A 14,899-nucleotide genomic window follows, 5' to 3' on the forward strand; every position below is an offset into this window, starting at 1 on the left:
TGATGACATGGAAACAGATTTATCAGAATATCACAAAGGTACGGATGGGCTTTATTATGCGGACTATATAGCCCCAAATAAAGCCGAAACATTTATCGGAAAACTTGTGAGTACCGAATGGTGGCATCACAGAGGGCAGTTTGCCCTAATATGCAACTTCCGAACAGAAGACAGACGGAGGATTGCCTTATTCGCTTTTCAAAAACATACCGGTTTTTACGGACCAAGATACGGGAATGTTAATTTCAAAACAGTGGAGAAGGGCACTCTTTGGCAATGTGAAATCCAAATGACCCGGACGGGACGTTGTACTTGGGCGCGTGCCAGGCAAATAAAGAAATGAAGCGAAATAGGGAAAAGAAATCAATATAAATATTTTTAATCATGTGCCTATGAAATCTTCAAACTACTTAAAAAAAATATACGGGAATCCGACAGATGAAAAATATACACCGGGATATGGTGTATTACCCATTATCAAATATATACCTGAAGGCAAGATAGTCTGGTGTCCTTTCGATACGAAGCACAGTGAGTTTGTGCAGAAATTCAAGGATGCCGGTTTCCATGTCGTGTATTCCCATATCTATAACGGACAGGATTTTTTCAACTATGAACCGTCCCAATGGGATATACTCGTATCCAATCCTCCTTTCAGCCGGAAAGTGGAAGTCTTCGAACGCTGTCTGAAACTCGGAAAACCATTCGCCTTGCTGATGTCCAACTATTGGCTGAACAACGTAACACCCTGCCGACTTTTCCAGAATACTGATCTGGAATTACTCATGTTCGATAAACGTATTCAGTTCGGAAAAGGGAAAAACGTACCGTTCAACAGCAGCTATTTCTGCCATAAAATACTTCCGAAACAAATCATATTCGAACAGATAGATGTTACGGACAAATCTCCAAGTTGTATGCAGGATGACATCCCAGATAAGGCAAATATCAATCCGCAAGAGAATAAAGCAATCATGAATTTTCAATTATAACTCTGTATTTCAATGAAAAGGAATTTATTTGGCATTATGCTTCTATCAGGTATTTCCATTTTACCGAAAGCTAACGCACAAACTACCTACGAAGAAATGGAACAACTGACGGTGAACGAACAGATAACAACTGTCATCACGGCATCGGAACCGGTGCGTTTCGTGGATATTTCCACTGACAAGGTGGCGGGCGATCAGCCCATTGACAACATCATTCGCCTAAAGCCCAAGGAAAGCGGACACGAGGATGGTGAAATACTCGCCATCGTCACCATTGTGACGGAACGATACCGCACACAATACGCACTGATTTATACCACAAGGATGAAAGAGGCAGTAACGGATAAGGAGATATTGCTGCAAGAGCGTAATGCGTACAACAATCCGGCAGTCTCAATGTCCGCTGCCGACATGACACATCATGCACGGCGCATCTGGAACTCACCTGCAAAAATCCGCAACGTAGCTACCAAAGCACACCGCATGGTGATGCGTCTGAACAATATCTACTCGGTGGGTGACTACTTCTTCATAGACTTTTCCATCGAGAACAAGACGAACATTCGTTTTGACATTGATGAGATACGGATAAAGCTGACAGACAAGAAACTCGCCAAGGCAACCAACGCACAGACTATCGAACTGACACCTGCCCTGGTTCTGGAATCGGGCAAGACATTCAGACACGGCTATCGGAATGTGATTGTCGTGAAAAAGATGACCTTTCCCAATGACAAGCTACTGACCATCGAAATGACGGAGAAACAGATTAGTGGCCGTAACATCAGTCTGAACATCGACTATGAGGATATACTGGCGGCAGATTCGTTCCATGCAGATTTATTGGAGGAGGAATGACTATGAAAAAGACAATCATCGTGATAATTACCTGCGTGTGTATCGCTGCAAGTGCAAATGCACAACAAGGTAGCGGACGCCTCTCGCTTGGCACAGGGCTACTCTACAAGAACGGCATGGATATAACGCTCGCCTACGAACACGAAATGAACTATCGCCATACGTGGGAGTTCTTCGTCAACGGCTATCTACAATGGGCAGAGTGCGCTTCGTGCGGGCATATCTGCCCGGAATCATTTTGGCGAAACTACCGCAGCTACGGTTTTGGCGTGGCCTACAAGCCGTGCATGACGCGGGGACGCAACCACTATGGCAGTCTGCGTATCGGAGCTTCAGCCGGAAGCGACATGAATAAGTTCCTCGGTGGCCTGCACTTCGGTTACGAACACAACTATGTGCTACGGGCCGGATGGACACTGTATTGGCAAGTGAAAAGCGATGTGATGATAAAAGGTGCGGACGTGCTGCGAGCAGGTGTCGTGCTGGGTGTGAAACTACCTATAAAATAGGGAAACAAAAAAGAAAGCAATATGATACGAAAGATACATTTGGTGGCAGCGGCAACGGCTGCCGTGCTTTGCGCTGCCTGTGACACGCATATAGACGTACCCGATACAGCAGTTCGTCCAGGACATATCCTCTGCGAGGATGGAACAGCCTTGCCTTACGCACAATATGAACAATCGGGGAAAAAAGCGATAGCGGTTGTCTTCGATACCGAAAAACGCGGAGATACGGAGGGGGACGGTTATGCAGTTTACCTGTGGGACATTGCTCCACAGGCATTCGCCGACAGCCTCGGCATCGCACAAGGCACATCGGCTGACATCATGGCTTATGATGGCAATGAGAATACATTCGCACTGTATGATACACAAGAAACCGCTTCGCCAATGGCAGAAGCGGTTTTCGACCTATGGCGGTACGGGCAGAGTGCCTATGTACCGTCCGTGGCAGAGATGCGGCTGCTCTACACCATGCGAAAGATAATCAACCCTGTCATCGAACAATGTGGCGGTGAGCCGTTACCACTGGATGAAAACGACTGTTGGTACTGGACATCCACAGAAGTCGAAAAGCAACAGACAGCCAAGGCATGGCTCTATTCCATGGGGAGCGGCGCAATGCAGGAAACACCTAAAGTACAGGCGCACAAAGTACGCCCTATAATTACCATAAACGAATAAAAGATAGAAAGATATGAAAGATACGGATATATTTTTCAGCATAGCATTGATGATATTGGGAATTGTCCTCATGTATAAGTCCATGAAAGGTAATTCATGCCGACAAATACTGGCAAAACTCGCAGATTCCATAGCATCGGATAAAGAAGATATTAATTTTCAAATTAAAAGGTTCGGCTACCTTTTGGACGAAATGACTGCCGATAATGAAAAAAATTCAATCTTGAAGCGTCATGCCGACAGACTGGAGGAACTTGTCACGCAATTAGACCGCACACGAAACGAGCTTGAAACAAGTAATCTGTCAATGGCGGATATTAACGGAGAGTTGAAAAGAAGTAATGCCGAACTTGTAAAGAGAGCAACCCAATTACGCAATGAGATACAGCAAGACGAGCTTGTCATCCAAAAGATGCAAGAACGCCTTGATTCTCTCAAAAGAATCAAAGTGGGGCTTGAAATAGCCCTGAATAACATTCAGGCAGAAGAAGTACACTATCTCTCGGAACCGGTATTCAGTTTGGGTATTACCCCATCCATCAAAAGCCATCTTGAATCTCATGGAATATTATATATCGGAGACCTGATTCATCTTAACGAGCAATATCTCATGGAAATCTGGGGTATCGGTCCGGTAACACTTGATAAGATAAAAACAAAACTGAACGAGAATGGTGCATGGTTCGGTATGGATGTAATCAGAGTAGGTAATCATTGGTATCGTAGAAAACAAGGACTAATAACAGACTGACTTATGGAAGAAAGTAAGGAATTGCAAGGGTTCTATAAAATATTCCGCACAGTGGTATATGTGTCCGTGCTGCTGGAGTTCTTTGAATATGCCATTGACCCTGCAATGCTCGACCACTGGGGCGGCATACTGACCGACATTCACGGACGCATCAAACAATGGATGATTTACCACGACGGCAATCTTGTGTACAGCAAAATCGCAACGGTACTGCTTATCTGCATCACTTGTGTCGGAACGCGGAACAAGAAGCATCTGGAGTTCAACGCACGCCGGCAGGTGGTGTATCCATTGACGAGTGGGTTATTGCTGCTCGTACTCTCCGTATGGCTGTTCGGCCATACGATGGAAACAAGGCTTTATACCTTACCTCTGAATATCATTCTCTATATGATTGCCTCCATTGCTGGCGTAGTACTGGTACATATCGCATTAGACAACATTTCAAAGTTCATCAAGGAGGGATTGATGAAAGACCGTTTCAACTTCGAGAATGAAAGTTTTGAACAATGTGAAGAAAAAGTCGAGAATGAATACAGCGTAAATATCCCCATGCGATACTACTATAAGGGTAAATTCCGTAAGGGGTGGATTTCTGTAAGCAACTGCTTTCGAGGAACATGGGTAGTTGGAACACCGGGATCGGGTAAGACTTTCAGTATCATAGAGCCGTTTATCCGACAGCATTCGGCCAAAGGTTTCGCCATGGTGGTGTATGACTACAAGTTTCCTACATTGGCGACCAAGCTCTACTACCATTACAAGAAGAACGAGAAACTGGGCAGAGTACCCCAAGGGTGCAAGTTCAACATGATTAATTTTGTGGATGTGGAGTACAGCCGTCGGGTGAATCCAATTCAGGCAAAGTACATCAACAATCTTGCGGCGGCCAGCGAAACGGCGGAAACATTATTGGAAAGCCTACAAAAGGGTAAGAAAGAGGGAGGCGGCGGAAGCGACCAGTTCTTCCAAACCTCGGCGGTAAACTTCCTTGCCGCTTGTATCTACTTCTTCGTGAATTATGAACGTGAACCCTACGATGCCAACGGCAAGCCTCTATATGCGGAAAGACAGCAAGATCCGCAGACCAAATTCTGGAAACCGACAGGTATCGTGCGCGACCGTGAAGGCGGCAATATCGTGGAACCTGCCTACTGGCTGGGAAAGTATTCGGACATGCCACATATTCTGTCATTCTTGAATGAAAGTTATCAGACGATTTTCGAGGTACTGGAAACTGACAATGAGGTTGCTCCGCTGCTTGGTCCATTCCAGACAGCTTTCAAAAATAAGGCAATGGAACAATTGGAGGGTATGATTGGCACGTTACGTGTTTATACCTCGCGTCTGGCAACCAAAGAGAGCTACTGGATATTCCACCGGGATGGCGATGACTTCGACCTGAAGGTGAGTGACCCGAAGAATCCGAGTTACCTGCTGATTGCAAATGACCCGGAAATGGAATCCATCATCGGTGCATTGAACGCTCTTATCCTAAACCGTCTCGTTACCCGTGTGAATACCGGGCAGGGGAAAAATATTCCTGTGAGTATTATAGTGGACGAGTTACCGACACTCTACTTTCACAAAATAGACCGTCTGATAGGTACAGCGCGAAGCAATAAGGTGAGTGTAACGCTCGGCTTTCAGGAACTACCGCAACTGGAAGCCGATTATGGTAAGGTAGGTATGCAAAAGATCATTACGACGGTAGGTAATGTGGTAAGCGGCTCGGCACGTGCCAAAGAAACGCTGGAATGGTTGTCCAATGACATCTTCGGCAAGGTGGTCCAGGTCAAAAAAGGCGTGACTATTGACCGGGACAAAACAAGTATCAATCTCAATGAGAATATGGATAACCTTGTGCCTGCCTCGAAAATCTCGGATATGGCAACCGGATGGATATGCGGTCAGACGGCACGGGACTTTGTGAAGACGAAAACAGGTATGGGCGGTTCAATGAATATTCAAGAATCGGAAGAGTTCAAGACTACAAAGTTCTTCTGCAAAACAGATTTTGATATGGCAGAAATCAAGAAAGAAGAAGCGGCGTATGTGCCGCTGCCGAAGTTCTACACTTTCAAGTCGAGAGAGGAACGGGAGCGCATCCTATATAAAAACTTCGTACAAGTGGGGCAAGATGTGAAAGAGATGATAAAAGACGTTCAAAATAAGCGCAACGCGAAATAAAAATCCGGCTGTCTGACATATAATGTAAATAAAAACAACAAAAACCGTCAGTACAATCGTACTGGCGGTTTACTACTAACTAATCTCTTCTTCTGGTTTATCAGGTGAGCTACCTGCTTAATAATTGGGTGAGTTGCTGATGGCAATTTTTTCGTATTCCTCTTTGTCAGTACCGCATTCAATTGCCCTGTCAATGACATCCCCTAACTCGTTGTAACAAACTTCTTCATTGACACACTCTGCATCTTTGCCTTTCAACAGATATACCTCATAATAGTCCGACCCATTAAGTGCAATAATGACGTATCCGGTGTGTAACAGTCCGTTTACTTTGATACGAAGTGCAGGCAGGTCTTTGAAGATGGTGGCTGCAAACTCTGCGATACCCCATGACATGAGGACGGGCATAGGGGTAAGTCCTATCAACTGCTCTTGAATGGTCTGTGCTATTTGTATTACATACTCTTTTTCCATAACTATGCTATTTTTAAGATGATTATTGTTTTTTTATTCGAACCATTCCGGGTTGTCCTTTTTCAGTTCGGCAACCAATTCTACGTCTGTCAGTCGCAGGTTTGCCATGTCGGTAAAGAAGAAAACCTCGTCATAGATTCTTTCGGCTTCCTTGCTTGCGAAGCCTTCGTTTTCATCGTTGAAACTACCGGGCTGAAGGGCATCAAGCAAGGTAATCGAGCCGATAAGGAGTTCTTCACCCTCGTTGGATTCCACCACACGGCAAGGATAGTTATTGCCGCCAAATTGTACTTCTTGTGTTTTCATACGCTTGTTATTTTAATGGGATATGCTTTCCATTTGTCTTGAGGTATTCCATAAGACACTTTGCTTCTTCATGTGACGCACGATTGCGGTCATCATAGCGACGTGTCTCATCCGCCATCACAATGATGCACTCCTTAAACAATCTATAGAGGCTCTGTTGCAGTGTGGGGTGCATATCAGGTATAGCGGCTGCAAAACGCTTGGGATTGAAACTAAAACTATTCACTGCCATTTCCCATTCTTTGGCAAGTTTGTACTCTTTGCTTTCTTTGATGTTGTCCATTGTCATGAAATTTTAATGATTTATTTTTCTTCCCTCTGTTCGGTTCTATATTCTGTCTGAACCGCTTGGGATTTACAGATGCTTTACAGGACTGACGAACAAGCTACTTCCAACGCTTTTTTTGGAAAATTACTCTTTCACAGAAAGGAAGAATTTTATAAAAATGCACTTCAAAGCGATGGAATCAAGCGCGGCAGTCCACCTTCGCGTCTGGAAAACCAACCGGCGAGGACAGGAAGGAACCGGAGAAGGAATAAGATGGAAAAGATAAAAAGGAGGAAACTGATAGGTATAAATGAAGACGGGTGGCGGCGGGGTATCGGGAGGTAGCTATAAATGGGATAGAAAAGGCATAATCGCGCGGATGGCGGGTTTGCCCGGCAGACGCGCCGCCCGACAACGGTTTGGAGCAGTTGTCCGTGAACATCTTCACCTTAATCTAATTACAAATTAGGAACGAATAGAGGACAGATTACTCCACCCTCTATTCGTTGGTTACTGATTATGGTTAAGCTGCAATATCTTCCTCTTGTGGCTGTTCTTCGGTCTGCATCCCTACTTCGGATTGCTGTTTGTCAGATTGCTCCGCTTCCTGCTTTGCTTGTTCCTGCACCAAAAGAACGGCTTTTTTCTCTTCGATACGTTGGTGACGCTTCTCATACACTTCATTATGTCCGTTCTTGATGTCTGCCAACAGGTCGGGCATATGTTTTTGTGCGAAGTCAAGCAAGAGGGATGCAATGGCATTGTTGCCGTATGCGTTCTTGAAATTAGCAATTAGAAAATCCCTGCGAATAATCGCTTTCTGCTTGCTCGTGAGGTTGGCAATGATGTTTATCTTTTCTTCATCTGTAAGGTAGGAATAAGGCTTTTTTTCCTCGATACCTACCGCTTCGAAATGCTCTTTGCGGAGGGATGATAGCAAGAAGAAATAAATCATCTTGTCCTCGTCTTGCCCAAACTTGCAATCGGACATATCAACCTCCAAAATCTGTTTTTTTGTGTCCTCTACAGTCTTTTCAAGGGCAATTTCCTTGTTGCGTTTGTCTTGCTTTTCCAACTTCTCTACCGGTGAAAGCGTCTGCTCCTGTTTTGTGTCATTGGTAGTACAGGTAACTTTCGGAACATAACAGAGTACGATGTCCTTGCTCTCAATACGGAAATAAAGGATGATTTCACCTGCTTCACTTCGGGTACGGATTTCTTCGCATTCTTCCGTGTAATCGTTCAAATCCTGTTCGAACTCGCTCTGTGCCTGTTCGTATTCTTCGGTGGTGTCGTACTCATCTTTTCGGGGTGCTTCAGGCTGTTCGGGATATGCCTTTGCATAATAGTTAAGGCTTTCCACTTCGTAACCCATGGCGGTAAGACGTTCTACTACGGCTTCATTGCTGTTGAAACTTTCATAGCAGAGGGATACCTCAGGGCGTTCTTCCATAAGGCGCACGGCTTTCTCCGTGAGATATGCTGCATTCATTTCAGCAAGGCAAGTACGATTGGCGCAATTTCCGCAACCACCCTCGCAAAATAACATCATATTATTTGTATTGTGAGGACACGACAGACAGAGGGTCTTGTCAAATGCGTATCGCTCCAAGTCGGTGGTATATTGCCGTTCGATGTTCCGTGCAACATCAGAGGCTTTCATTCCTCGCCAACTATTGTACTGCACCCCCTCTTTAAGATGCTTGTTGTACACCTCTTTCTGAATATCTTCCCCATAACGGCAAATTTCGCTCGCTACGCTGATTGTGATTTCGTCCTGTTCCAAAAGCTGTGCGATTTCGGGCATTAAGGAAACGAATTTAAGGCGTGTGCGGATATAGCTTTCGTTTTTACCGAACTGCACCGCCAAAGACTGCACATCGTGGCGACCACTATCAATGAGCTTTTGGTAGGCATTTGCTTCCTCTATCGGGGTAACATCCTTGCGCTGGAGGTTTTCAGTTACCGCCATTTCTTCGGCAACTTCGTCTGAAATTTCCATAACGACAGCCGGAATGTCTTCCAATCCTGCCATGAGGGAGGCACGATATCGGCGTTCTCCAAAAACAATCTCAAAGCGGTTGTCTTCTATTGGGCGTACTCCAATAGGCTGTAACACACCCTGCTGACGAATACTCTCGGAAAGTTCTGCAAGGCTCGCTTCGTCAAAATTCTTACGTGGGTTGTAATTGTTCGGCTGCACGTTTGCCAATGCTACCATTGTGATGTTTTTCTCTACTGATTGAATTGCTGTTGCTTCCATAATCATAAAAATTTAATTGGTTTTAATATTTAATTTTTTATTTTCCCTTTGTTCGGTTCTCTTTTCTGCCTGAACCGCTTGGGATTTACAGATGCTTTACAAGGACTGACGAATAAGCGATTTCCGACGCTTTTTCCGGAAAATTACTCTTTCGCAGAAAGGAAGAATTTTATAGGAAATGCACTTCAAAGCGACGGAATCAAGCGCGGCAGTCCACCTTTGCGTCTGGAAAACCAACCGGTGATGGCAGGAATGGACCGGATGAGTGGCATTAAAAGAATATAGAAAAGGAAGAATACGCTGAAAGGCGGATGGTAAAACGGATGGAACTATAAAGGGATGATTAACGATACAACGGGACAAGCGGAAGGACGTAAGACCAGACGGTGTAAAACAGGAATGGAACTTACCAGATAAAAATCCTTTGAGCCATTTCGCTAAATAAATCTGTATCAATTGCCTGTTTTACCAGAAATTTGCAGTATTTTTGCAGTAACGAAACAGCTGTTTCGGAAACAGCCGTTTCGGAAATGGCAATAAAAAAGGATAAGGATATGAGATTTTTTGACAGGACAGAAGAAATAGCCTCTCTTCGCAAGATTCGCGAAATGGCCAAAAACAATGCTCAGTTTACAGTGGTAACGGGACGTCGCCGTATCGGTAAGACATCACTCGTGTGGAAGGCATACGAGGACGAACCGATTCTCTATTTCTTTGTTGCCCGGAAAGCCGAAGGCGATTTGTGTGAGGATTACCGGCTTGAAATAGAGAACAAGTTGGGAGTCCCAACCATGGGGCGGGCCGAACACTTCACCGATGTGTTCGAGTACCTGATGAAACTTTCGGCAGAACGTCCCATCACACTCTTTATCGACGAGTTCCAGGAGTTTTTCCGTGTGAACAAATCGGTGTTCAGCGATATGCAGCGCATCTGGGATCTATACAGCCCGAAGTCCCGTATTAACCTGATTGTCTGTGGTTCGATTTATTCCATGATGACAAAGATATTCAAAGATAAGAAAGAGCCGTTGTATAACCGGCAGTCGCGCTTTATGACTGTGCGTCCGTTTACCCCAACTGTTCTGAAAGATATTCTTTCGGAATACAATCCCGGCTACACGGCGGAAGATCTGCTGGCCTTGTACGCTTTCACGGGCGGTGTGGCGAAGTATGTACAACTACTCGTGGATGCAGGAGCAACAACCAAAACGACTATGCTCGACCAGATTATAAAGGCCGACTCCATATTTTTGGGCGAGGGTAAAGCGATTCTTATCGAAGAGTTCGGCAAGGATTACGGAATCTATTTCTCCATACTATCGGCCATTGCACGAGGAAAAACATCCCGTTCGGAAATTGAAAACGTGGTAGGCAAGGAAATCGGCGGTTATCTTACCAAGCTGGAGAAAGAATACGAAATCATATCGAAGAAGCAACCGCTGTTCGAGAAGAGTTCCGCCAAGAATGTCCGGTATGTCATCGAGGATAATTTTTTCACGTTCTGGTTCCGCTTCATCTACAAGTACAGCTATATGCTGGAGATAGAGAACTATGGAAGTGTGAAGATGATTATAGGTCGGGATTATGAAACTTTCAGCGGTCTGATGCTTGAACGTTACTTTAAGCGTGTACTGATAGAACGGCAAGTCTATACGCGTATCGGAGGCTGGTGGGACCGCAAGGGTGAGAACGAAATAGACATAGTAGCTGAAAACGAACTGGACGATACGGCGACATTTTTCGAAGTCAAACGCAAGGCCGAAAATATCGACATGGAAAAACTGGAAGCGAAAGCAGCCGCTTTCATGCGTGCAACGGGAGAGTTCAAAGGTTATTCCCTGTCATACAAAGGGTTGTCAATGACTGATATGTAGCAATACATATCGGCATAACGTACTAACAGAAGTCACAGATTTAAAAGAACGGGAAGCGAGGAACATATCCTCACTTACCGTTTTTTTCCAAATACTCCTTCATCGCCTCATTTACAATGTCTCTCAATGACATATTCTTCTCAATAGCAAGGAATTTCATACGCGTATGAACACTCTTGTCGATAACGAAATTGCAATGTACCGCAGGCTCTTTTTCAGTTTTAAGCGGTGTGGCTTCCTTCTTTTGCGGAGATTTCTTCGTGGATGACAGCAATCCGTCCAGTCCGCTTTTCATACTGTCTTTCAATAAATCACTCTTGCCCATATTGTCTTATTTTAATTTCAAAACCTCTTGTGCCAAAGCCATATAATCTTTGGCTCCATTGCAGTTCTTATTGTACTCAAAGACGTTCTTTCCCTTTATAGGAGCTTCGGCCAGTGCCACATTGTCCCGTACAATCGTTTTAAACACTTTGTCACAGAAAGAGTCATTGATAATTTCAGCTACGCTCTTGTTGAGTGTCTTGCGCTTGTCAAACTGGGTAATAACAATGCCACCAATACTCAGGTTCGGATTCAGGCGTTCCTTGACAATCTCAATTACGCTTGTAATCTTCGCCATTCCGCGCATGGCGAGGAATTGTGCCTGCACCGGAATAATCAGAAAGTCCGCTGTGGTAAGGGCATTGAGTGTCAGCAAGCCCAGTGAAGGTGGACAGTCAATCAGGATGTAGTCAAACTTCCGACTGTCAAGTAATTTCGCAATCAGGCCTTTCAGTATCAACTCACGTCCCGGCTCGTTTATCAGTTCGGATTCTGCCGCCGACAGGTCGAGACAGGACGGCACAACAGCAAGTCCGTTCTCCAGTTCGATAACCGGTAAGGGATATTCACCTCTCATTGCCCCATACACCGTTTGTTCTTCCTCAATGGAGAGACCACACGATTCTGTAAGATTTGCCTGCCCGTCCATGTCGATAGCCAGTACACGCTTTTTCTTCTGTCGCAAAGCAGCGGCAAGATTGATGGTGGTAGTTGTCTTGCCAACCCCACCCTTATGATTCAAAACAGCTATAATTTTTGTCATAATTTGATGTCTTTATATGCGATACAAAGATAATACTATTCTTAGTAAATACTATAATTAGTATATACTATTTTACTAAAAAAAGTATTTTAGTATTTACTACTATACTAAAATACTAATAAACTAAATGTAGTAAGTACTACTTTCAGTAATAGCTAACTTACTAACTTCCTACTTTACTATAATTAGTAAATACTACATTTAGTATTTGTTGTTGTTCAATACTATATGCACATCATCAGAACGGCAAGTCTTCCTTGTCCTCTTGCGGCATAGCTACCGGTGGTACAGGTGCATTGCTTGCGGCATCCGTCGGACTCTCTGCTTCTGAAGTTGTACCCTCACGCTTTCCGGTATTGATGAACTCCAATGCGTCTGCCGTAATGGATAGTTGAATCTGACAGTTTTCATCCTTATCCTTCCACAGTGAAGCCGAAAGTGTCCCTTCAATGAGCAGTAACCGTCCTTTGGTAAGATATTCGGATAGTCGAATATGGTTCTCTTTCTTACTCCGTACCCTTACCCAAGTAGTGATGCTGTTTCCATGTGAATAGTCATCTACCGCAATATCAAATGCAATGAATGAACCGTGTGCTCCAGTAATAACCTGGCAATCCTTGCCAATGCGACCAATTGTGTGAACGTATAACATAATAAATTCTTTTTGTGGCAGGTGGTTAATCCTACCGTTACCTTAGTTTATAAATATTCTTTATTTCCCTCTGTTTGGCCTGTTTGCGACCTCCGGGATGATTTTTTCTGCATCCAAAGGCGGCAGGAACAATCTGGCAAGGCTGAAGAGGAAAAATACGCTCACCAGCGGAGAGGAAGATTTTTGCGCTTCACTTGCGGCTGAATGCCGGCATTGACATGACTGGGACTGGCGATTACCTTTGCGGAAAAATTCAATCCACGGCAGGTTGCACGGCAGCAGAAAAGCGATAAATAGAAGTATATAAAAAAGGAATAGAAAACGCTAAAGCAGGGAATAATAAAACAGGAGAACGGACATGCAGGACTAAGATCCAAAGACTACCTTGAAACTGTGAATAGTGATATAGTTATATCATTCCGCAATTTCAAGTCTGTTCGTGTACCCTTTGAAAAATAACTTGACGCACTTTATGTAACGCGCTACACAAAGCGTGTCAGATTTTTCTTGTAGCAGGCTATCAGTCCTTATACAAAGGGATATAGAAAAAAATTATAAAAGTAACCGACAATAGCTAACGTCAAATACCCCTTGCTCCAATGACCTGATTAGACTATTAAGTCCATAATCACTTATATGTTCATGGATACACACGACGGCCATACAGATAATGACCGCTATTAATACAAAGTATCCGGATAGGGATTTACGCAGCAATGGAGCTTTGCGAATATTTTATGGTATTCTACTTATCAATATGATATGTACTATAAATAAAATTTTTAGCTTTCCTTTGAAAGTTCTCGTGAATTTCTATGGCTATTTGAAAGTAACATTTTTAAGTCATTTTTATTGATGCCCATGTATTTACATATTTTAAACTCACTTATGCCGTCTGATAACATTTCTTGAGCTGCTTTTCTATTCCTTTCATACGCTTCCAGTTTGTCAAAAATGGTATCTGTTAGATAATCTATCCATTCGAAAAAGACCTTTTCCCCTTCTTGAGTACTAAAATCTATTGTACAGGTTTTCGCACACCTCCTATGAAGTATCAGATAATAAATTCCTCCAATCAGATTCGCCATAATAGCTTTAATATTGATTTTCGCCGGTTTAAACAGATTGTCATAAAACGCAATCAAATTTAGATTCATAATATCCCGTGTTTCTGCTGTTCGCTTTGTCGTTTCATTAATAACCGACATTTCATAAAGTAACAACTTTTGCATTACAGTGTTATCAGACAAGTTCCTATAAAGGGTCTTGAATGTTTCCGCAAAAAACTTTTTAGGTCCCAATATGTTCAGGCTGGAAACGTCAATAGTATCATTGATCCAGAAATCATACTGCTTGGCAAGCCTGTCGTAAAGGTTTTCCATTGAGCCGTATCTTCTATAAAACACATTAGCTTCTATGTTTGCAGCTTTCATCAATGCACTCAAATTGACATTACCAAAACCATATTCAGCTACAAGCTTTTCAAGTTCGGATATTACCTCCTTGTCTATTTGTTCATTTGTCCTCCTATTTCGAGCTTTCTTTTCTTTCTGTTTCACTATTATATAGTATGTTATAAAAATAAATCTGCAAAAATCAGTAAAAGGAAATATTTTTATTTTAGCTTTCGATAAACTTCTTCTTTTCTGAATTGACGATAATATCCCAAGGTAGGCTGTAAGTATTTATACAGCTATTCCATTCTCTTTTCATTTGTTTTGATATAGAGCAATTGGGTCTGTTGCAAATATACATTTTTATGCTTTACAAACAATAGACAGAATATAAAAACTACGTTTACCAATAAATTTGCATTTCAATAATAGACGTATTAATTTACTTATTTATTGCTATATTATAGGAAAATCTCCAATTTGAAAAAAGAACACTCACTACACGAAGAAAACTTGCTGCACATCTACATTAAATCCCTGATAGTTTCCGGTTGCGATAAGAGAAGTCAATTTAAATGAGACCCTAATGATTTCATATAAAGA

General features: G+C 43.2%; 16 protein-coding genes. 8 read left to right on the forward strand and 8 right to left on the reverse strand.

What is annotated here, in order from left to right:
* Window positions 1-7 precede the first annotated feature (7 nt).
* From DXD04_RS10015 to DXD04_RS10045, 7 genes are read left to right on the forward strand one after another with little or no spacing between them, the layout of a single operon-like run.
* Window positions 8-343, forward strand: coding sequence for a hypothetical protein (locus DXD04_RS10015; RefSeq protein WP_004322067.1), 336 nt, complete (start codon window positions 8-10; stop codon window positions 341-343).
* 49 nt (window positions 344-392) lie between these two features.
* Complete coding sequence (locus tag DXD04_RS10020; RefSeq protein ID WP_004310171.1) at window positions 393-992, forward strand: hypothetical protein; 600 nt, start codon at window positions 393-395, stop codon at window positions 990-992.
* A 12-nt stretch (window positions 993-1,004) separates the two neighbouring features.
* Entirely contained in the window at window positions 1,005-1,850 is an 846-nt protein-coding gene (gene traN, locus DXD04_RS10025) for a conjugative transposon protein TraN (protein ID WP_004310170.1), read from the forward strand.
* Window positions 1,847-2,359, forward strand: coding sequence for a hypothetical protein (locus DXD04_RS10030; RefSeq protein ID WP_004310169.1), 513 nt, complete (start codon window positions 1,847-1,849; stop codon window positions 2,357-2,359). Before traN ends, DXD04_RS10030 begins: the two co-directional genes overlap by 4 nt.
* A 21-nt stretch (window positions 2,360-2,380) precedes the next feature.
* A complete protein-coding gene (locus tag DXD04_RS10035) occupies window positions 2,381-3,037 on the forward strand; it encodes an Lcl C-terminal domain-containing protein (protein ID WP_004310168.1) in 657 nt (218 codons plus the stop codon).
* 13 nt (window positions 3,038-3,050) lie between these two features.
* A complete protein-coding gene (locus DXD04_RS10040) occupies window positions 3,051-3,788 on the forward strand; it encodes a DNA-directed RNA polymerase subunit alpha C-terminal domain-containing protein (protein ID WP_004310167.1) in 738 nt (245 codons plus the stop codon).
* A 3-nt stretch (window positions 3,789-3,791) separates the two neighbouring features.
* Complete coding sequence (locus DXD04_RS10045) at window positions 3,792-5,978, forward strand: type IV secretory system conjugative DNA transfer family protein (RefSeq protein WP_004310166.1); 2,187 nt, start codon at window positions 3,792-3,794, stop codon at window positions 5,976-5,978.
* Window positions 5,979-6,095: 117 nt separating this feature from the next.
* Here DXD04_RS10045 and DXD04_RS10050 read toward each other — a convergent pair whose 3' ends face one another.
* The 4 genes from DXD04_RS10050 to DXD04_RS10075 all read right to left on the reverse strand — a co-directional run bounded on the left by DXD04_RS10050 (window position 6,096) and on the right by DXD04_RS10075 (window position 9,289).
* Window positions 6,096-6,452: a hypothetical protein gene (locus DXD04_RS10050; RefSeq protein ID WP_004310165.1), complete on the reverse strand. Its 357-nt coding sequence runs from the start codon at window positions 6,450-6,452 to the stop codon at window positions 6,096-6,098.
* A gap of 33 nt (window positions 6,453-6,485) precedes the next feature.
* Window positions 6,486-6,758 (reverse strand): hypothetical protein, encoded by a 273-nt coding sequence (locus DXD04_RS16690; RefSeq protein ID WP_004310164.1) that lies wholly within the window; start codon window positions 6,756-6,758, stop codon window positions 6,486-6,488.
* A 7-nt stretch (window positions 6,759-6,765) separates the two neighbouring features.
* On the reverse strand, window positions 6,766-7,041 hold the full coding sequence (locus DXD04_RS10060; protein ID WP_004322070.1) for a hypothetical protein: 276 nt from the start codon (window positions 7,039-7,041) through the stop codon (window positions 6,766-6,768).
* Window positions 7,042-7,549: 508 nt separating this feature from the next.
* Window positions 7,550-9,289 carry a ParB/RepB/Spo0J family partition protein gene (locus tag DXD04_RS10075; protein WP_181977477.1) on the reverse strand — a complete coding sequence of 580 codons (1,740 nt, stop codon included), beginning with the start codon at window positions 9,287-9,289 and terminating at the stop codon, window positions 7,550-7,552.
* 554 nt (window positions 9,290-9,843) lie between these two features.
* Here DXD04_RS10075 and DXD04_RS10085 point away from each other — a divergent pair.
* Complete coding sequence (locus DXD04_RS10085; RefSeq protein ID WP_005777343.1) at window positions 9,844-11,163, forward strand: ATP-binding protein; 1,320 nt, start codon at window positions 9,844-9,846, stop codon at window positions 11,161-11,163.
* Window positions 11,164-11,233: 70 nt separating this feature from the next.
* Here DXD04_RS10085 and DXD04_RS10090 read toward each other — a convergent pair whose 3' ends face one another.
* The 4 genes from DXD04_RS10090 to DXD04_RS10105 all read right to left on the reverse strand — a co-directional run bounded on the left by DXD04_RS10090 (window position 11,234) and on the right by DXD04_RS10105 (window position 14,461).
* A complete protein-coding gene (locus tag DXD04_RS10090; protein ID WP_004310159.1) occupies window positions 11,234-11,488 on the reverse strand; it encodes a hypothetical protein in 255 nt (84 codons plus the stop codon).
* A gap of 6 nt (window positions 11,489-11,494) precedes the next feature.
* Window positions 11,495-12,250, reverse strand: coding sequence for a ParA family protein (locus DXD04_RS10095; protein ID WP_004310158.1), 756 nt, complete (start codon window positions 12,248-12,250; stop codon window positions 11,495-11,497).
* Between the two features lie 238 nt (window positions 12,251-12,488).
* A complete protein-coding gene (locus tag DXD04_RS10100) occupies window positions 12,489-12,902 on the reverse strand; it encodes a single-stranded DNA-binding protein (RefSeq protein ID WP_004310157.1) in 414 nt (137 codons plus the stop codon).
* A 782-nt stretch (window positions 12,903-13,684) separates the two neighbouring features.
* Window positions 13,685-14,461 carry a TetR/AcrR family transcriptional regulator gene (locus DXD04_RS10105; RefSeq protein WP_117673039.1) on the reverse strand — a complete coding sequence of 259 codons (777 nt, stop codon included), beginning with the start codon at window positions 14,459-14,461 and terminating at the stop codon, window positions 13,685-13,687.
* Window positions 14,462-14,899 lie beyond the last annotated feature (438 nt).

This window comes from Phocaeicola plebeius, assembly GCF_003437535.1.
In the GTDB taxonomy this organism is placed as follows: Bacteria; Bacteroidota; Bacteroidia; order Bacteroidales; family Bacteroidaceae; genus Phocaeicola; species Phocaeicola plebeius_A.